This is a genomic window from Parabacteroides sp. AF14-59 (genome assembly GCF_003479515.1).
GTDB classification, from domain to species: domain Bacteria; phylum Bacteroidota; class Bacteroidia; order Bacteroidales; family Tannerellaceae; genus Parabacteroides; species Parabacteroides faecis.
The window spans coordinates 94,015-112,918 of the sequence record NZ_QUHH01000011.1 but is presented as its reverse complement, the minus strand read 5'-3'; the positions used below and the strand labels follow the sequence as shown (position 1 = coordinate 112,918).

The 18,904-nt window shown below is 43.3% G+C and carries 12 protein-coding genes, 2 tRNA genes and 1 pseudogene; 10 read left to right on the top strand and 5 right to left on the bottom strand.

Going from position 1 to position 18,904, the window contains the following annotated elements; genetic code table 11:
- Position 1: 1 nt before the first annotated feature.
- The 3 genes from DWW23_RS13395 (at position 2) to DWW23_RS13385 (ending at position 6,199) form a co-directional block, all read left to right on the top strand.
- Positions 2 to 1,081, top strand: coding sequence for a DUF4959 domain-containing protein (locus DWW23_RS13395; protein WP_122353791.1), 1,080 nt, complete (start codon positions 2 to 4; stop codon positions 1,079 to 1,081).
- Positions 1,082 to 1,229: 148 nt separating this feature from the next.
- Positions 1,230 to 4,031, top strand: coding sequence for an alpha-L-rhamnosidase (locus DWW23_RS13390; protein WP_122353790.1), 2,802 nt, complete (start codon positions 1,230 to 1,232; stop codon positions 4,029 to 4,031).
- A gap of 116 nt (positions 4,032 to 4,147) precedes the next feature.
- Positions 4,148 to 6,199: a hypothetical protein gene (locus tag DWW23_RS13385; protein WP_122353789.1), complete on the top strand. Its 2,052-nt coding sequence runs from the start codon at positions 4,148 to 4,150 to the stop codon at positions 6,197 to 6,199.
- 218 nt (positions 6,200 to 6,417) lie between these two features.
- Here the strand turns inward: DWW23_RS13385 and DWW23_RS13380 are convergent, their stop codons facing one another.
- Genes DWW23_RS13380 through DWW23_RS13365 form a run of 4 tightly spaced genes read right to left on the bottom strand, consistent with a single transcriptional unit; the run spans position 6,418 to position 12,353 of the window.
- Complete coding sequence (locus DWW23_RS13380) at positions 6,418 to 6,651, bottom strand: winged helix-turn-helix domain-containing protein (RefSeq protein WP_316251411.1); 234 nt, start codon at positions 6,649 to 6,651, stop codon at positions 6,418 to 6,420.
- Positions 6,652 to 6,671: 20 nt separating this feature from the next.
- Positions 6,672 to 8,036 carry an efflux transporter outer membrane subunit gene (locus tag DWW23_RS13375; protein WP_122353788.1) on the bottom strand — a complete coding sequence of 455 codons (1,365 nt, stop codon included), beginning with the start codon at positions 8,034 to 8,036 and terminating at the stop codon, positions 6,672 to 6,674.
- A gap of 11 nt (positions 8,037 to 8,047) precedes the next feature.
- Positions 8,048 to 11,239 carry an efflux RND transporter permease subunit gene (locus tag DWW23_RS13370; protein ID WP_122353787.1) on the bottom strand — a complete coding sequence of 1,064 codons (3,192 nt, stop codon included), beginning with the start codon at positions 11,237 to 11,239 and terminating at the stop codon, positions 8,048 to 8,050.
- Between the two features lie 10 nt (positions 11,240 to 11,249).
- Positions 11,250 to 12,353, bottom strand: a complete 1,104-nt coding sequence (locus DWW23_RS13365) for an efflux RND transporter periplasmic adaptor subunit (protein ID WP_122353786.1) — start codon at positions 12,351 to 12,353, stop codon at positions 11,250 to 11,252.
- A gap of 211 nt (positions 12,354 to 12,564) precedes the next feature.
- Between DWW23_RS13365 and DWW23_RS13360 the strand changes: the two genes are divergently transcribed.
- From DWW23_RS13360 to DWW23_RS13335, 6 genes and pseudogenes are all read left to right on the top strand, one after another.
- A complete protein-coding gene (locus tag DWW23_RS13360) occupies positions 12,565 to 13,488 on the top strand; it encodes an AraC family transcriptional regulator (protein WP_122353857.1) in 924 nt (307 codons plus the stop codon).
- A gap of 380 nt (positions 13,489 to 13,868) precedes the next feature.
- Complete coding sequence (locus DWW23_RS13355) at positions 13,869 to 14,693, top strand: SDR family NAD(P)-dependent oxidoreductase (RefSeq protein ID WP_122353785.1); 825 nt, start codon at positions 13,869 to 13,871, stop codon at positions 14,691 to 14,693.
- Between the two features lie 93 nt (positions 14,694 to 14,786).
- A complete protein-coding gene (locus DWW23_RS13350) occupies positions 14,787 to 15,461 on the top strand; it encodes a DUF4476 domain-containing protein (protein ID WP_122353784.1) in 675 nt (224 codons plus the stop codon).
- A complete protein-coding gene (locus DWW23_RS13345) occupies positions 15,458 to 17,083 on the top strand; it encodes an RluA family pseudouridine synthase (RefSeq protein ID WP_122353783.1) in 1,626 nt (541 codons plus the stop codon). The genes DWW23_RS13350 and DWW23_RS13345 overlap by 4 nt, the downstream gene beginning before the upstream one ends.
- A 98-nt stretch (positions 17,084 to 17,181) precedes the next feature.
- A pseudogene (locus tag DWW23_RS27050) lies at positions 17,182 to 17,388 on the top strand (DUF3795 domain-containing protein); the annotation flags it as partial.
- A gap of 93 nt (positions 17,389 to 17,481) precedes the next feature.
- A complete protein-coding gene (locus DWW23_RS13335) occupies positions 17,482 to 18,507 on the top strand; it encodes a GNAT family N-acetyltransferase (RefSeq protein ID WP_370449269.1) in 1,026 nt (341 codons plus the stop codon).
- 44 nt (positions 18,508 to 18,551) lie between these two features.
- Here the strand turns inward: DWW23_RS13335 and DWW23_RS13330 are convergent.
- Positions 18,552 to 18,625, bottom strand: a tRNA-Pro gene (locus tag DWW23_RS13330).
- 186 nt (positions 18,626 to 18,811) lie between these two features.
- Between DWW23_RS13330 and DWW23_RS13325 the strand changes: the two genes are divergently transcribed.
- Positions 18,812 to 18,884: transfer RNA gene (locus tag DWW23_RS13325), tRNA-Phe, on the top strand.
- Positions 18,885 to 18,904: the final 20 nt, after the last annotated feature.

Genomic DNA, 18,904 nt, shown 5'->3' with positions numbered 1-18,904 from the left:
AATGAAGAAATATATTCTATTCATAATGTTCATCTCGCTTTTTATATATGGATGCGACGATGATGACAATAATAAGGGAAATATAGATCCTGTCACCAATGTGGAGTGTACACCTTTTATTGGTTCTGTGACATTGAATTGGACGAATTCGACAGAGGCCGATTATTATTATACATTGATTTCTTATCAAAATTCTCAGGGAGAAAATGTGAATAAAAAGGTTAGTAAATATAGTGCTGATACAAGTAATAACGTATCGGTAGTTGTTGGAGGATTTACGGATACGGAAGAACATGAGTTTGTTTTAACCTCTTATGGCTATAGTGGAGCGTCCTCTTCGTCCGTAACGGTGAAAGGCATTCCTCTAGGCATAGAGAAGGCAAAAGATTATGTGATTGAAACTGTTGGAATAGAGTCTGCCAGTGGAGGTGCTAAAATTACCTGGACGAATGAGACATTCGTTGGTGTCGACTTAATAGTTTCATATTTAGATAAAAAGAATGTGGAGCAGGTAGTTACGATTAATGCAACTCAAACAGGGGCATATACTGTTACCGGTTTTATTGCTGAAACAAAATTGACGGTTTGTGCAGTGAATCAGTTAGATGGCAGTAAGTCTGTTGAAAGAGAGTTTATGATCACTCCGACCATAGATCCGGATGATATCGTTTATCCGGATGTGGAATATGTCACTTTCCAGGCAAATATGAATGATATGACATTAGTTGCTTCTAATCCGGAAAATTCGAATGAATATACAATTGTTACGACCGGAGGGGATCCTTATATTTATTCAAACGGTTTGTCTGCGGCAAAAGAAGGTTCTACTATGGTGTTCCGATATAAGTCTACTAAGAGTATTAAACTTCAGATATTCTGGTGTACTTCTTCTTCCGGACCGTCTGAAGCCAATTCGACGACGATAGAGTTTCCGGCAGCAGAGGAATGGACAACATTTGAACAAGATTATACAGCAGGAATGGCTACTGTCGGCTGGGGTAGTTCTGGTGATTATATGCGTTGTGATTTCGGCACTAATGCAGATGTGACAATAAACATCAGAAATATACGATTTAAATGATTTTTCGATAAATCTGAATAGTAGAAGAGGGTGTATACAGATAATTTCCGAAAAAAAACTTTGTAGCACCCTCATTTATATCTATGAAAAGTAATTTAAATATATCTTTAGATGTTATTTTCATCAGATATAATAAATCAAGGAATATATGAAGTCAAAGAGTGTTTGTTTTTTGTTGTTTTTTATTTCTCTTTTTGGGTTTATGGGATGTACTGAAGGCTATTCCGGAGGTAAAGTGAAAGTGGTGGATTTAAAGTGTCGCGGTTTGGTCAACCCGGAAGGGGTTGATGAAGCTGTTCTTAGTTGGCGCATTGAGTCAGAAAAGAATAATGTTACTCAATCTGCCTGGGAAATAGAGATTGCTTCTTCCCGAAAAGACTTAGAGAAGGGAAATAATATTTGGAGTTCAGGAAAGAGGGAATCGGAGCAACAAGTGAATGTTCGTCCGGATGTCGCTATACTGGAAAAAGGATCGCTTTATTGGTGGCGTTTACGTATTTGGGATGGAAAAGGGCAAGTGACAAGCTGGAGTGAACCAGCATCTTTTTCCCTGGGACTAAATACGTCTGATTGGAAAGCGAAATGGATAACTTCTGTTTGGAAGCAAGATAGTCCGATGCCTTATTTTCGTAAGGAATTTAATACAGAGAAGACAGGAACGCAACTACAGAGAGCTGTTGTTTATTTTTGTGGTTTGGGATGTGGTGATCTTTATTTGAATGGTCGACTTGTTGATAAAAAGAGGATTCTCGATCCTGCTCAAACGAATTATGAGCAGTATGCTTTGTATTCAACATTTGATATCACATCCGGATTGGTAAAAGGCGAAAACTGTTTAGGCGTGATGCTCGGTGAAGGCTGGTACGGACAAGACAAAGTCTGGGGGGCCTGGGCGAAGTATGGCGATCCTCTTTTCAGATTGCAAATGGAAATAACTTATGAAGATGGTTCTAAGGAAACGATCGTTTCGGATGAATCCTGGCAATGGATTCCCGGACCGGTATTAAAAGGTAATATTTATGCAGGTGAAGTTTATGATGCAACAAAGGAAATCAAAGACTGGTCAAAGGCTGGAATTTTAGCGGATAATTGGAATGAGGCTGTGCTGGCTGAAAGTAATATTCCGGTAGATTTATATCCTCAGCTTATAGAACCTATCCGTTTAAAAAATGAGATCAAAGCTGTGAAGAAATGGAAAGATCCTTGCGGTAACTGGGTATTTGATTTTGGAGTGAATATTGCCGGTGTGCCACAAATAAAGGTAAAGCAACCCAAAGGGACGCATTTGAAAATGCGGATGGGAGAACTTCTTCGTGAGGACGGTTCGGTAGAATATAATACGACTGGCGTATTTGCAACAGGTGTCGTACAAACGGACGAATACATCTGTGCCGGAAATGGGCAGGAGGTTTGGAATCCCCGTTTTACATACCATGGTTATCGTTATTTAGAACTTTCCGGTATGGTGACGGAACCCGAATTGGATTGGATAAAAACGATACTTGTACAAACCGATGTTAACAAGAGAGGAGAATTTGAGTGTTCGGATCAACAGATCAATAAGTTGCATGAGCTGGCGATCAGGACAATGCTAAGTAATACGCATGGTCTACCGACAGATTGCCCCCATAGAGAACGATGTGGCTGGTTAGGAGATGCACATGCCGTAGCTCCTTTCGAGAATTATAATTTTGACCTGAATAATTTCTGGATGAAATATATGAAGGACATAAGTTCCACCTCTTCCGTTTTTGAAAAAAATACACTTCATCAAAAGCTTTTCAATACGATCTTCTATTTTGCAGATAAAGCACCGGGAATCCCATATATGATCGCTCCGGGAAAACGTCTTTGCGGGGTTGCTTCTCCGGATTGGGGGACAGCTGTTGTTCAATTACCCTGGTATACTTATTTGTACTTTGGAAATGAGGAACCTTTACGTACATATTATCATGAAATGAAACAATGGGTGGAGCATGTGGAACATTTGTCGGTTAACGATACGCTTCCAACCAGACATATTGTGCCTTATGGTTTGGGGGATTGGTGTCCGCCGGAAGGAAACAATACGATTGATTGTCCTGTCCCATTAAGTTCTACCGCCTTTCATTATTTAGATGCATCCATTATGGCTAAAACAGCGGCTATATTAGGTAATGATGACGATGCTGAATATTTTAACGATTTGAAAAACAAGATAGCTGCAGCTTTTGTTGCTGAATTTTATGACAAAGAAAATAAAACGTTCGGAAGTCAGACTGCTGATGCGATGGCTCTTGATTTTGGATTGGTTCCTGTAGGAGATGAGAGAGCTGTTTCTGATGCAATAGCCAGAAATATGAAGGAGAAGTATCATAATTTCATGCATACCGGGATCTTTGGTTTGGGACGTATCGGACAAGCCTTATCGCGTTTTGGCAATGGTAAAGCTGCATGGGATATGTTCACTAAAACAGGCGAAAATAGTTTTGCTTATATGTGGACGGATGCAGATGCAACCTCTCTTTGGGAAGTTCTTCCGATAAACAAGAAGAGTAAGGAGGTATGCTTAACCGGATCTTCACTGAATCATCCCATGCAAGGAGGTTATGATACCTGGTTTTATGAAGATATAGCTGGGATACGCCCGGATATATCAGGACCGGGATTTAAAGTAATACGCTTTGAACCGACAATGACCTCCTTTTTAGATTGGGCGAAGGCATCGATAGATACGTCTTATGGGAAAACAGAAAGCGAGTGGTTTCAGGAAAATGATCGGTTGATCTGGAAAATAACATTACCTCCCAATACTTCAGGTATTGTTGCTTTACCCGATAATAAAAAGGTAGATGTCAATAAACGAGTTTTTGATAAAGACGATTATCCGCTTATTGAAAACAAGGGAGATGTCTCTTTTTACAGATTTCCGTCAGGAATATACCAGATAGAAATTTATCAGGAAAAGTAACCCGTATTGCTTTTCCTGATAATAATCTTTTGTTACCGAATGAATGCGGGATTCGTTTTTGAATCTTGGATCGGTTTTGTTGTGTCTTATTTTTATAAACTTTGAATTTATAGATTATGAAACTTGTTAATGAACTTTGTATAAACCTGCTTGGTATTTTAGGATTACTAACGACTTTATCCGGATGTGGAAATCAAAAGGATACTATTCAATCGAATATTGATATTGCTGATTCTTACAGGGATATTTATTCTGATACATGGGTGGCGACCGATGCTTTGGGACGGACTATGCCGAGCCAGGAAGAGGTTGGTAATGTTAAGGATGACAAACGTCGTGTAGTCGGTATTTTTTATATTACATGGCATTCGGATAATTTGGCTAATCTGAAATCTCCTTATCGTGCAGATGTCAGTAAAGTATTGGAAGAAGCACCGGAAGCTCGTTTGGATGCTAATCATCCGGCATGGACGGAGGGATCCTACCATTGGGGAGAACCGGAGGTCGGCTATTTTCTGAGCCGGGATGAATATGTGATCCGTAAAGATATGTCTATGTTGGCTGATGCTGGTGTGGATGTCTTAGTTATGGATGTAACAAATGCCGTTCGTTACTGGGACGAATGGGAGACTTTATTTACCACCATGCAAAAAATGAAGGCAGAAGGGAATAAAGTTCCTCAATTTTGTTTCTGGGCTTTTAACGGACCGGTAATTTCGGTTGTGCAGGATTTGTATGATAAAGTGTATAAAGAAAATAAATATAAAGATTTATGGTTTTATTGGGGAGATAAACCTTTATTATTATATAATGGAAAACCGGCAATGGATGCCAATGGCGGCGGTGTAAAGAATCCGAATCCTCATTATGATCCGAAAGCTTTGACCGATTCTTCGCATCCCCATTATAATGATCCGGACTATACGAATGAGTTCTATACAGATTATACCCGGGAAGTAAAGGATTTCTTTACGCTTAGAACCATGTGGTGGGGATATTATGAATGGGCTGGCGAACGTTTTGTCGGAACAGAAGGAAACTGGAGTTTCGGTTATGATTTGGGAGACGAACGGGTTTGTAAAATGCATCCGTCTGATTTGGTTGCTACTTTTCAGGGGAAAAATGAACAGGCAGCCGTTACTCCCGCCCAGCATCCAACTTCCATTGTTGGAAAATCCTGGACTCGTGATCATAAAGAACCTCGATTAAATGACCATGATATGCCTGCACCAACTTATGTCCCGTGGTTGGGAAAGACAGTGGATGATCCTACTGCGTATGGAATCTATTTTCAGGATCGTTGGGAAGAAGCTTTAAAAAACGATCCTCAGTTTCTGTATTTGAATGACTGGAATGAATGGACTGCCGGAAAATACAGCTCAGGAAAAGCGCCGGGATCGGAATTACCGGGACCGACGGAATTTCTGGGACGTAAAAATCCATTTTATTTTGTAGACCAGTATAATGCAGAATTTAACCGTACGATTCAACCGATGAAGGGAGGCTATACCGATAACTACTATATGCAGATGGCACAGAATATCCGTCGTTATAAAGGAGTCCGTCCGATACCTGAGAATAAAGGCTATCAAACGATGCCTGTAAATGGAAAGTTTGATAAATGGAATAAAGTTAAAGTCGAGTATCGTGACACTAAAGGCGATATAACTCATCGCGATTATAAAGGATATGGTGGAAACCATTATGTAAATAACTCCGGAAGGAATGATATTGTCTTATCCAAAGTGGCAGTAGATAAAGAAAATATTTATTTCTATGTGGAGACAATGAATAATATGACTCCTTCAACGGATCCGAACTGGATGTTGTTGTTGATTGATGCGGATAATAATTCTTCGACAGGTTGGTATGGCTATGATTATTTGATAAACAAAACGGTGGTAGATGGGAAATCGACCGAGTTGAAACGGTATGACGAAAAGAGTGGGGAATGGGTGACTGTCGGTGTTCTTCCTTATTGTATAAAAGATAAGTGTCTGGAATTGGCCGTGAATCGTGATGTTCTGGGATTGGTCGGTGATACTTTTGTCTTTGATTTTAAATGGGTTGATAACCCGTCGGAATTGAAAGACCCGATTTCTTTGTGTGTGAATGGTGATGCTGCACCGAACCGTAGATTTAATTATCGTTGTATTTGGAAAAAATAATAATATAAAGAATGAAGTATAGCCTTTCCACACATGTTTTATCATCGTGGGAAGGTTATATGGTTTTACTGTTACAGGAATAAAACGGATAATTTGGTGTCGCAAACAGTGCTCCGAAGTACGAAGGTGAAAGGAAAATAAAAAAACGGGACTGCTATCTTTCCCAAGATACAATCCCGCTCCAAATCTAGAATAAATAATAGAGAAGGTTTACGGTTTCAATAAGAATAATGCAAACTCAAAAAAAAATTATCATCTTCTGTTTGGGAATCAGTGAAAAACTCTACTTTATTTTCCCGTGCCAGCCAGCCGACAGCGGCATACAAGTCCATATCCGAAAGACCGGTAGCCCTTTTCAATTCAGAAAAACTCCAGCGTTGCCGTATACGAACTCCATCCATTGTCCTCCAAATTATGCCGGCATTTGTACCTATAACAGCTTGATTCATCATTTTCTGTTCTTAGATAGATGTTACTTTTCTCTTCCACCACCCAGTGCATGATAAAGGTTTACCACACTCTGTATCTCAGAAAAACGGTTAGCCGTTTGCGACAGTTGCGCACTCAGTAAAGACTGGCGGGCGGTCAGGACTTCCAGATAAGTAGAAGTACCGTGCTCCATCAGTAGAGAGGTGCTTTTCAACGCCTTTTCCAGCGAAACGATCTGTTTGTCGAACAAGATCGTTTTCTCCCGGCTTGTCTGATAAGCAACCAACGCATCGTTCACTTCGCTTCCGGCATTCAGCAAAGTCTGCTGAAAAGCCAGGCTGGCTTCTTCCTGCTGTGCCTGCGCGATGCGGTATTGGGCAATGACCTGTCCACGGTTGAACAAAGGCTGTGTCAGCGAACCGACTGCCGAAGCCAGGAACTTACCCGGATTGACAATCATCGCCCCGGCCGAGTTGGTCCAACCCGCACTCCCGCTCAGCACTACGGAAGGATAAAAAGAGGCACGGGCCTGATTGGTTCCATAGAACGCTGCTTCCAGTGAACGCTCTGCCGAACGGACGTCAGGACGGTTGGATAACATCTGAACAGGAACACCTACCGACAAGTCCTCCGGAAACTGTTGCTCATCCAATGTGCCCCGTTCAAAATAACGGGGCGTCTCGGCTAACAGCAAAGCCAGACTGTTCTCCACCTGATTGATCTGCTCTTTCAGATCGAGGGCGGATGCCTGTACCTGATAATAAGTAGCTTCCATCTGTGATACGGCCGCCTCATCAGCCATGCCCGCATTCTTCAAGGCACGGGTAGAAGAAACCGTTTCACGCCATGCCTCCTCCGTCTCACGCGTGATGGCAAGCTGTTCGTCCAGCATCAACAGCGTATAATAGGAATTGGCGATTCCGGCTACCAGCTGGGTCCGCACGGCCTGCCGGTAATCCTCGCTTTGTGCGTAAACCGCTTTTGCCTGCAGTTTAGCGTTGTGCATACGCCCGAATATATCGAGTTCCCAACTGGCAGTGACAGGCAGCGAATAAGTCTGTGTCGCCTTGCGGGCATCAAAACTGCTCACGGTCCCTTGCGGAGACAAGGCAAAGGAAGGCAGGAACGCCAGACGGGCGGACATCAAAGCCGCTTCAGCCTCCTTCACACGGAGTTGTGCCGACTGATAGTCAGTATTGTTTTGCAATCCCTGTTCGATAAGGGCCTGCAACTTCGGATCGGAGAAAAGCTCATGCCAGTCTCTGTCACCTATTCCAGCAGTGTCGGCCGTCTCTATCCCTTCTCCGTACAAATTGTCGGGTACGGCCGTTTCCGGTTTATATTTACTGTATATACCACAACTGCTCAACAGAACAGTAACTGCGGATAACAGGATTATCTTCTTCATATTTTATTATTTTAGTTGTTTATATCAGACGTGCCACGCTCCGCATTACTTCTCTCCTGCTCCAGGGCCACCTGCACATCGGCTTCTTCTTCCATCGGCTTACGGATCTTCTCCTGTAAAAACTCGAAGATAATATAGAACACCGGAACTACGAATAACAACGCCAGCGTTCCGACTGCCATACCACCGACAACACCTGTTCCCAACGAGCTGTTACCGTTGGCACCGGCACCGGAGGAGAACATCAACGGAAGCATACCGAAGATCATCGTAAGCACCGTCATCAGGATTGGACGCAGACGGACCTGGGCGGCAGAATAAGCCGACTCGACGATACCCATTCCTTTACGGCGGCGCTCTATCGCATATTCCGTGATCAGAATGGCCGTCTTCGCCAGCAAACCGATCAACATGATCACCCCTGTCTGCAGGTAAATATTATTCTCCAGTCCGAATATCTTAGCAAACAGGAAACTACCCATCAAACCGAACGGCACGGAGAGGATAACGGCGAACGGCACCAGGAAGCTCTCATATAAACAAGCCAGGATCAGATAAATAAGCAATATACAAACCACATAGATAAACAGTGTTTTTGCACCACCGCTATTCGATTCTTCACGGGCCATACCTCCATATTCATAACCATATCCCGTAGGCAGTGTCTGGGCTGCCACCTCTTCGATGACCTTCTGCACCTCACCGGAAGAATAACCTTCAGCCGGATTCACATTTGCCGTGATAGCGCTGTACAGGTTGAAACGGTTGGATACTTCCGGACCAAGCACCTTATTCAATGTCACAAACTGGCTTATCGGCGCCATTTCCGTTCCGTTGCGAACAAACATATTATTCAGCGACTGTTCGTCCAGACGGTATTCAGGGGAAGCCTGCATCATCACACGGTACACTTTTCCAAACTGATTGTAATTGGAAATATATGCACCACCGCAATAACTGCCCAGGGCATCGAGTATGGTAGCCGGCGAAATACCTGCACGCTTACATTTAGCGGCATCGATATCGACCGACACCTGCGGGAAGTTCATCGCATAAGAGGTATATGCCATCGCAACTTCCGGACGCTGATTCAAGGCTCCCAGGAACTGCATGGTCGAGTTGTAGAAAGCCGTCATGTCGCCACCGGTTTTGTCCTGCAGGTTCAACTCGATGGAGTTACCCATACCATAACCGGGGATCATTGCCGGTTGGAAACTGAATATCTGCGCATCCTTCAATGTATAGAACTGCGCATTCAGACGGGCAACCACGGCATCCGACGAATGTTCTTCCCCTTTTCGTTCGTTCCAGTCTTTTAAACGGATAACGATCGTACCGTAAGAGGTTCCTTGTCCGGACATAAGTCCGTATCCTGCCACCTTTGCATAATGTTCTATTTCAGGAGTATTTTTCAATATATCCTCCAGTTTATCCATAACCTTTGTCGTTTCACCTAACGTACTACCCGGTGAAGTGCTGACATTTACCATGATCACACCCTGGTCTTCCTGCGGAACGAGCCCTGTCTTGGTGCTCGACATCAGAAATGCCAGCAAAACAATAGCTGCTGCGGTCAGCGTCCATACCATCCAGCGGTGATGGATAAAGAACATGACACCTTTCTTATATTTGCCCAGTACGGCATTGAATGAAGCGTTATAGGCTGCACGAACTCGTCCGTTAAGACTTTTCGCACTCTTATTTCCATCCGAAGGACGCATAAGTATGGCACAAAGAGCCGGACACAACGTCAAGGCCGAAATCATGGAAAGACCAACAGCAGTCGCCATCGTAATGCCGAACTGCGTATAGAAAATACCGGATGTTCCTCCCATGAATGTCACAGGGATAAATACTGCCATAAACACGCAGGTACAGGAAACGATAGCCATCGTTACATCTCCCATCGCATCTTTAGTGGCAAGATAGGAGGATTTATATCCGGCATCGAACTTCGACTGCACCGCCTCCACCACCACGATCGCATCATCCACAACGGTTCCGATCGCAAGCACAAGAGCAAATAAGGTCAGGATGTTGATACTGAATCCGGCAATCATCAGGCAAGCAAATGTTCCGACCAGCGAGACTATAATAGATATGGAAGGAATCAGCGTACTCTTGAAATCCTGCAGGAAGAAATAAACCACGAGGATTACCAGTAAGATGGCAATAACCAACGTTTCCACCACATTATGGATAGATGCGAACAAGAAGTCGTTCGAACTCATCATCGTCACAAACTCCGTTCCCTTCGGAAGATCCTTCTCCATTATATTCATCTGAGCAGTGATCTTCTCATTCACAGCCGTTGCATTGGAACCTGCCACCTGGAATACCATGAACATAACGGCAGGTTTACCGTCCATCTCACTCTTGAAACTATAGGTAAGTGTACCCAGTTCCACGTTAGCCACATCTTTCAGACGGAGCACCGAACCGTCGCTCTGCGAACGGACAACTGTGTTCCTGAATTCATCCACACTCTTCAAACGTCCGCGATACTTCATCGTGAACTGGAAAACATTCATCGAGTTCTCGCCCAACGAACCTGTCGGTGCTTCGATATTTTGTTCACCGAGTACGGCTGTTACATCCGACGGAACCAGCCCGTATTGGGCCATCAATTCCGGTTTCAGCCAGATACGCATACTATAGGTATCGCCCAGCTCCATGACGTCGCCCACGCCTTCTATACGTTTGATTTGAGGGATCACATTAATGTCCAGATAATTGGCAAGGAATGTCTGGTCATAATTACCATCCGTACAGACAAACGAGTTGATCTGCAGAAAACTGGTCTGACGCTTCTGGGTAGTCACACCGATCTTGGTCACTTCGGCGGGCAACAATCCCTGTGCTTTGGATACGCGGTTCTGTACATTGACCGCCGCCATATCCGGGTCCGTTCCCTGCTTGAAATAAACCTGTATGGTAGCCGAACCGGCATTGGTAGCAGTAGACGTAATATACATCATGTCTTCCACCCCGTTGATACTCTCTTCCAACGGCATGATAACGCTGTTCATTACCGCTTCCGCATCGGCTCCTGTATAGTTGGCCGTTACATAGACTGTAGGCGGTGCAATATCAGGATACTGCTCCACCGGCAGCGTAAAAAGCGAAATAAGCCCCACAGCGAGGATCAGCACGGAAATGGATATAGCCATCACCGGCCGTTTTATAAATATATTACCTTTCATAGCTTTACTTTTATTTTACTTGTGTTCCTTCACGTACCAACCCGGCACCTTCAGATACAATTTCATCACCGGCCTTCAAACCGGTCAGCACAACGTACTCGCGTCCGTCATTTATTCCGGCTACGGTAATTAACGTAGAAGTTGCTTTTCCGTCTACAACTTTATATACAAGGGTCTTATCCTGCATCTGAACGGTCGCCCCCTGCGGGATAACGATGCAGTCTTTATAGGTGCTCGGCATGATCACACTACCGGATGCCCCGCTGTGAAGCAGGCGCGACTCATTCGGGAAGACCGCACGAGCCACAACCGTACCGGTCTGCCGGTCGATCACGCCACTAATAGATTCTATTTTACCTTTCTTCCCGTACAACGAGTTATCATTCAACTGAAGATCCACTTCCGGCATATTCGTCAAAGCATCGTCCATCGTCCCGTGCTGCCGGGTCAGAGCCAGAAGCTGGTTCTCGGTCATGGAGAAATAGACATACATATCCGAATTATCAGACACCGTCGTCAACGGCTGCTGGAGGGTCGGTCCGACCAATGCTCCGGCACGGTATGGCAAAGCTCCTACAACACCGTTCGTAGGGCTCTTCACCTCCGTATAAGACAGATTATTACGGGCATTCACAACCTGTGCTTCCGCCTGCACCAATTGTGCCTTGGCTGTGAGAAACGTATTTTCAGCCGTTTTCAGGCTAAACTCCGAGACAACCTTCTGCGCATATAGTTCCTTCGAACTGTCATACGTCAATTCTGCTGTCCCCAATCCGGCTTTTGCCGCTTCCATATTGGCTATAGCCGTTTGCAAAGCTGCCTTATAAGGAACCTGGTCTATGATAAAAAGTACTTGGCCCCGACGCACTTTCTCCCCTTCCGACACGCAGAGCTTCTCAATAGTTCCCGATACTTGCGGATAGATATCGATATCCTGCCGCCCCCGGATAGTCGCCGAGTAGGAAGTTGAAAGTTCTTTATCAGCCAACGCCACTTTCATCACAGAATAAGAAGGTTTCACTTGTACATCCGGTGTTTGCTTACAGGATGTCATCCACATCGTACAACCGACAATCCCTATCAGTCGTATCCAATTCCCATTTACTTTTAACATACTATATTCTTTATAAAAATTGCCTCAAAAGTACGCGATGGGGATAAAAGCGTGATAACACAAAATTCCCGAATACTGTCCCATTTTCTTTATTACACTTTTTTAATAGCCTAAATACCAATCAGTAGACTTTTGGAATAAAAAAGATGAGAAATAGAATATTCCGGTTACTCTTTTAATGCTCATCTTTACACCGATAAAAGCAAACAGTATGGATAATAACGTAATAACAACGATAGACGTTGAGGATTTCAAGGACTTTAGTCACATGATAGATTATGTAGACAAGGATGTTGTGGCTGCCCGCAATCTGGAAGACATTTCTTATAATAATATTACCATCAGATTGAATTTCTTCCTGATTATTTCTTGTGTGGAAGGATCTATTCAGCTAGACATGAACAATAAGACCTATTTACTAAAAAAAGACGACATCATAATCTGCTTGCCGACTACGATACTAAGCCAGACAAAATTCAGTCGCAGCCATAAGCTCAGAATTATGGGCTTTTCCACCAACTTTTTACAGCGTGTCGTAAAAAGAGAAGAAATTTCCAATAACATATTATCTCATATTCATAAAAATCCCCTGCGGCATATTGAAGAAAAAGATAAATCTCCCATTAAATTATATGAAGACCTTATCATAAAGAAAATAAACGATCCATCTATTCATTATAAGAAAGATGTATTACATTATTTATTTTCAGCCATATTCTGTGATATGATGGCCGCTATCTACAAGTATTCAGACACCGAACTGGATAATGAAGAGGAGCCGGAAACGGGCATAAAAAGGGCTTCTTATGTTTTCAAATGTTTCATTATGGAAGTATCGAAAGACAACGGATTCCACCGGTCGGTTTCCTATTATGCCGACCGTCTCTGTTATTCACCCAAATACGTTTCCTTTGTCGTCAAGCAGGTCAGCGGACGGACCGCCCTGGAGTGGATAAACGACTCAGCCATAGAACAAATAAAATACCAATTGAAACATTCCGATAAATCAATCAAAGAAATTGCGGATGATTTCAATTTCTCCAACTTATCTTTCTTTGGAAAATATGTAAAGAAACATTTAGGTGTATCTCCGACCAAATACCGGGATATACCGGAAAATATCGGAGTCTATTAAGAAAGGAAGAAAGAGGCCGCCTGGTTAATGTGCGACCTCTTAAAAATAAAAGCCGGACTGTTCTAAAATCCCTTTCCAAACACCCCTACAGTTTAATTATGAATAATAAATGCTTAATGATTTATACTCAATAACGGCATATTCTATATTAGTACTTATCATTGCAGCAAAGATAAAGGATAAACTTTCCGGCATAACAACGAATATTTCCTTATAACTGTTCCATTTTCTTCTATTTGAGATTTTTAATAGAAGGCGTCCGATCCGGTTCCGAAGCCGGATAGCTCTTTTTCAATGTAGAATAGAAATTTATCCGTACCTTTGAAAAGACAATCACGACAACCCCAAAAACTATTTTATCGGATAAATATTATAACATCATGGCAGACAACTATCTTGAAAAAAAATATGAAGAATTTCAGGCTAAAAAAACTTCTTCGGCAAAAAGTAGCTATGGCAAAAAGAAAACAAGTCCTATTCATAAAATGCGAAGAGTTTTCGTAACCGAAGGAGCCGACGGGATCGGTAAAGCCATCGTCAAGGCATTCCGTATGGCAGGCAACCGGGTCGCTTTCTGCGACCGGAATGAGATTTCAGGAAGAGAGACTGCTGAAAAAACAGGTACGACTTTTTATCCTGTTGACATCAGCGACAAAGAGGCTCTTGAAAGTTGCATGCAACATCTCTTTGACGAGTGGGGAGATCTGGATATTATTATCAATAATGCAGGTATCAGCGACTTTTCCCCGATCACGGAAACAAGTGTGGAAGATTTTGACCAAATCTTATCCGTAAGCCTGCGACCGGTGTTTATCACATCGCGGCTGCTAGCTATCCACCGCCAATCATTGGATACTCCCAATCTTTACGGCAGGGTGATCAACATATCATCCGCTCGTAATCCGATGAACGAACCGGGCAGTGAAGGATATGCAGCATCCAAAGGAGGCGTTCGTTCGCTAACCCACACACTCGCCTTGTCATTGGCCCCATGGCATATCACAGTCAATTCCATCGCACCGGGTTGGATACAAACACACGACTACGAACAACTTCGTCCGGAAGATCATGCCCAACAGCCTTCCGGCAGAGTTGGAAAGCCGGAAGATATTGCCCGTATATGCCTGACTCTCTGCCAGGAAGAAAACGACTTCATCAATGGGGAGAACATAACGATCGACGGAGGCATGACAAAAATCCGATAAGTTTGTTCTTAAAGATAAGTCATAATCTGAGAATCCTTTATATATTTGTTTTTCACAAATAAACAACGTTCACGTATATAAAGATTCAAGATCATGAAAACAAAAACATTTATAGCACTGTCACTGGTCATTTGCTCAGTTGTCCTTTGTAGTTGCGGTAGCTATATGACCGGCAAAAGTGCTGTCATGAAAATAGAGAAAGGGATGACAAAAAAAGAAATTGTCAGCTTGTTGGGTGATCCTGATTTTCGCCGGTTCGATGAACAGTATGAAGAGTGGGAATACAAAAAAGTCAATCCGCTAACAGCAGAAACAACGATCATAATCGTCGATTTCATTCATGAAAGAGTCAGTAACATGAACTCCTTCAACGGAGACAGCCACCCCAATCCTCCCGTTGCGGTCTATCCTCCGGGCGATATCGATTACGGAAAGCCGACACCTCCTCATCCGAATGGACACGGGAAACCTTCCAGAGCAGTAAGCGACGGGGAATTTCAACAGCTATACAACAAAGTAAAACAGAAACCGTTTAAAGACGATCAACTGGAGCTTCTTGAAATGGGGGTTAGCAATAAATATTTCACCTGTAAACAGTGCATACGCCTTATGTCTATCTATACGTTCGACGACGATAAACTGGAAGTACTGGAAATAGTAGCTCCACGCATTGTCGATTCCGAAAACTATGAAGACATTATCAAATCGTTAAGTTTCATCTCCAGTGAAGAGAAAGCTGAAAAAATACTACGCCGGGCAAGAAAATGAGTAAGTTCCATCGTTTCTCTTCTCCTGCCGCCCATATCCGGCTGCCGGAAAAGTTCACTTATCCGTTCCATTACACGCCTCATCCTTTATGTGTGATGGCTGCGGAAGAAGTGCAGCAATACCTGCAAAGTAAAGAAGAGTGGAAAAACGACCTGCAACAGGGAAAAATGTTCGGAGTCCTGATCGTACGAACACCAACGGGTGAAATTGGTTATCTCGCCGCCTTTTCCGGTATCCTGGCCGGAAAAAACCTGCATGATTATTTCGTTCCTCCCATTTATGACCTGCAACAACCACAAGGCTTTTTCAGTATCGAGGAAGACCGTATATCCGCTATAAATGCCCGCATCAAACGGCTTCAGGCTGACGAAAATTATCTGACCACCAGACAAAGACTGGCGGACACCGTTGCCCTGGCGGCAAAAACAATAGACATGGTAAAAGAAGAATTTAAGGAAGCTCAGCTAAGACGTGAAGAAAAGCGGCTCGGCAATCCGGACGAAAACGAACTATCAGCCATGATACGTGAAAGCCAGTACCAGAAAGCAGAATTAAAACGGTTGAAACAACAGTGGAATGATCGTACCGCTGCCATACAGGCTGAGGTAAAGAAATTTGAATCTGAAATCGAACGGCTGAAAACAGAACGTAAAACCCGTTCGGCTGCTTTGCAGCAACAACTTTTCGAACAGTTCAGGATAGTCAATGGTAAAGGTGAAATAAGAGACCTATGCGATATCTTTAAAGATACGGCACAGAAAGTTCCTCCAGCCGGAGCTGGAGAATGTGCTGCTCCCAAGCTTTTGCAATATGCCTACCTGCACCAACTGAAACCTGTTGCAATGGCTGAATTTTGGTGGGGAAATTCACCGAAGATGGAAATACGCCATCACGGATATTTCTATCCTGCCTGCAAAGGGAAATGTGAACCGATATTGAAACATATGCTACAGGGACTGAATGTGGAGGATAACCCGTTACTGACAGACTTACACCGCCATACGGAACTTGAAATATTGTTTGAAGACGACTGGCTGTTGGCTATCAATAAACCGGCAGGAATGTTATCCGTTCCCGGTAAAACCGATGCCGATTCAGTTTATCAACGATTAAAGACACAGTATCCCGATGCTACCGGCCCCTTGATCGTACACAGGTTGGATATGGCTACTTCCGGAATCTTATTGATTGCAAAAACGAAAGAAGTACACCAGAACCTGCAGGCACAATTCAAAAACCGGACAGTAAAGAAACGTTATACGGCACTGCTGGACGGAGTGATCACTGCTGACAAGGGCATTATAGATTTGCCGCTTTGTCTCGATCCGTCAGACCGTCCCCGCCAGATCGTAAACGAAAAATACGGAAAACCGGCAATGACAAGATATCAGGTCCTTTCCCGTAGTAATAATCAAACACGCATTGCTTTTTATCCTCTTACCGGCCGGACACATCAATTGCGCGTGCATGCCTCTCATCCGCAAGGTCTCAACACCCCTATTATCGGTGATGAATTATATGGGAAAGGAGCCGAGCGCCTCTACTTGCATGCAGAATTTCTGGAATTCCGGCATCCAGTCTCTGGAGAAATCATCCGGATTGAAAAGAAAGCTGATTTTTAGTCGGTAAGCAGCCATTCAACACATTACCGATATGCTCTCTATTGACTAAAATCGGACTTCCGTTCTGTGGATTAATTTCGTACTTTTACGAAAAAATTATGTTCAAAGCAAATATGATTGCCCCTTGCGGCCTGGATTGCAATTTGTGCAATGAATCTTTGAAAAGAGAAAATCCGTGCCCCGGATGTAACGGCAGTAATGAATATAAACCTGAGTTTTGTTCCATCTGCTGCAAAATAATCAATTGTGAATTCAGGGGGAGTCTACAAGGTGATTATTGTGACAAATGTCCACAATATCCTTGCGAACACTTACATGAAAGAGAATACCGGTATATGAATCAATATCCTCTTTCTGAATCGCCCATGAACAATTTAAAGATGATCAGAGAAAAAGGAATGGATTACTTTTTAGAAAAACAGAAAGAATATTGGACCTGTCCGGAATGTGGAGGTATTATTTCCGTCCATACAGGTTTATGCAGTAATTGCTCAAAAAACTATCAACATAATATGAATATGGCTTCCGCAAAAGATTACGACGAATTACTCCTGCTATGGGAGGCTTCTGTTAGGAGCACACATCATTTCCTTACGGAGGATGATATACAGTATTACAAACCTTTAATACGCAACGAATACTTCCAGGCTGTAGAACTCCATCTCATAAGAGACGGACAAACCCAACAAATCGTTGCTTTTATGGGGTTAAGTGACGATTTGATCGAAATGCTTTTCGTTCACCCGGCACAACAAGGCAAAGGGTATGGAAAGAAACTGATAGAATACGCCATACAGAAAAAGAATATCCGTAAAGTAGATGTAAACGAACAGAACGAGCAGGCTCTACGTTTTTACCGAAACAGAGGATTTGAAGTGATCGCCCGGGATGCCACGGACGGGCAAGGCAAACCTTATCCGATCCTGCATATGCAATTAAAGCCTGTCCGGTTAAGAAAGGCTGAGATTAAAGATCTCCCGGAACTCCGATGTGTATTCGAAGAAAGTGTCAGAACCTCCTGCCGCAAAAACTATTCGCCCGAACAAATAGATGCCTGGATAAACCGCGCATCACCCGAACGCTGGCAGGAGTTATTCAGCAGTGATCTTCAATTCATCATTGCAGAAGAAACCGAATCTTTCCGGATCACAGGATTTACGTCATTCAACCAGCAGGGATATTTGCACAGTATGTTCCTTTTACCCCAATTTCAGGGACAAGGGATCGCTACGATCTTACTGGACCATGCAGAAGATTTCGCACATCGGAATCATCTCCCATCTCTTTTTGCGGAAGTCAGTCTCACTGCGCGTCCCTTCTTTGAGAAGCACGGATTCATCGTTGAAGAAGAACAGGCGGTTAAAATAAAGGACATCGAAATGACTAATTTCAAAATGCGTAAGTTCTTTATCCACGATTTATAAGAATAAAAAAGAGGTAGATCATTTCTGATTTACCTCTTCTGTAGTCGGGATGAGAAGACTCGAACTTCCGACCTCCACGTCCCGAACGTGGCGCGCTAGCCAACTGTGCTACATCCCGTTTTTGATTACGGCTGCAAAGGTACAACTATTTTTGAACCTACAAATACTTTTGCCGTTTTTTTTCAAAAAAAGTTACTTTCATCCCTTCAAATTCTTTAAATGCATTTTTTTCGACATTTTTTTCAAGAAACATTTGGAGTGTATCATATTTTCCCTACCTTTGCACCCGTCAAACAAAACAAACGGTACCATAGCTCAGTTGGTAGAGCAAAGGACTGAAAATCCTTGTGTCCCCGGTTCGATTCCTGGTGGTACCACTGAAAATCAAGCAGTTATC

Excerpts from the sequence above, each read along its gene's own strand:
- DWW23_RS13395 (WP_122353791.1), top strand. The coding sequence starts at position 2 with ATGAAGAAATATATTCTATTCATAATGTTCATCTCGCTTTTTATATAT.
- DWW23_RS13360 (WP_122353857.1), top strand. The coding sequence starts at position 12,565 with ATGGATAATAACGTAATAACAACGATAGACGTTGAGGATTTCAAGGAC.
- DWW23_RS13375 (WP_122353788.1), bottom strand. The coding sequence starts at position 8,036 with ATGAAGAAGATAATCCTGTTATCCGCAGTTACTGTTCTGTTGAGCAGT.
- DWW23_RS13385 (WP_122353789.1), top strand. The coding sequence starts at position 4,148 with ATGAAACTTGTTAATGAACTTTGTATAAACCTGCTTGGTATTTTAGGA.
- DWW23_RS13350 (WP_122353784.1), top strand. The coding sequence starts at position 14,787 with ATGAAAACAAAAACATTTATAGCACTGTCACTGGTCATTTGCTCAGTT.
- DWW23_RS13380 (WP_316251411.1), bottom strand. The coding sequence starts at position 6,651 with ATGATGAATCAAGCTGTTATAGGTACAAATGCCGGCATAATTTGGAGG.
- DWW23_RS13390 (WP_122353790.1), top strand. The coding sequence starts at position 1,230 with ATGAAGTCAAAGAGTGTTTGTTTTTTGTTGTTTTTTATTTCTCTTTTT.
- DWW23_RS13335 (WP_370449269.1), top strand. The coding sequence starts at position 17,482 with ATGGATTACTTTTTAGAAAAACAGAAAGAATATTGGACCTGTCCGGAA.
- DWW23_RS13365 (WP_122353786.1), bottom strand. The coding sequence starts at position 12,353 with ATGTTAAAAGTAAATGGGAATTGGATACGACTGATAGGGATTGTCGGT.
- DWW23_RS13345 (WP_122353783.1), top strand. The coding sequence starts at position 15,458 with ATGAGTAAGTTCCATCGTTTCTCTTCTCCTGCCGCCCATATCCGGCTG.
- DWW23_RS13355 (WP_122353785.1), top strand. The coding sequence starts at position 13,869 with ATGGCAGACAACTATCTTGAAAAAAAATATGAAGAATTTCAGGCTAAA.
- DWW23_RS13370 (WP_122353787.1), bottom strand. The coding sequence starts at position 11,239 with ATGAAAGGTAATATATTTATAAAACGGCCGGTGATGGCTATATCCATT.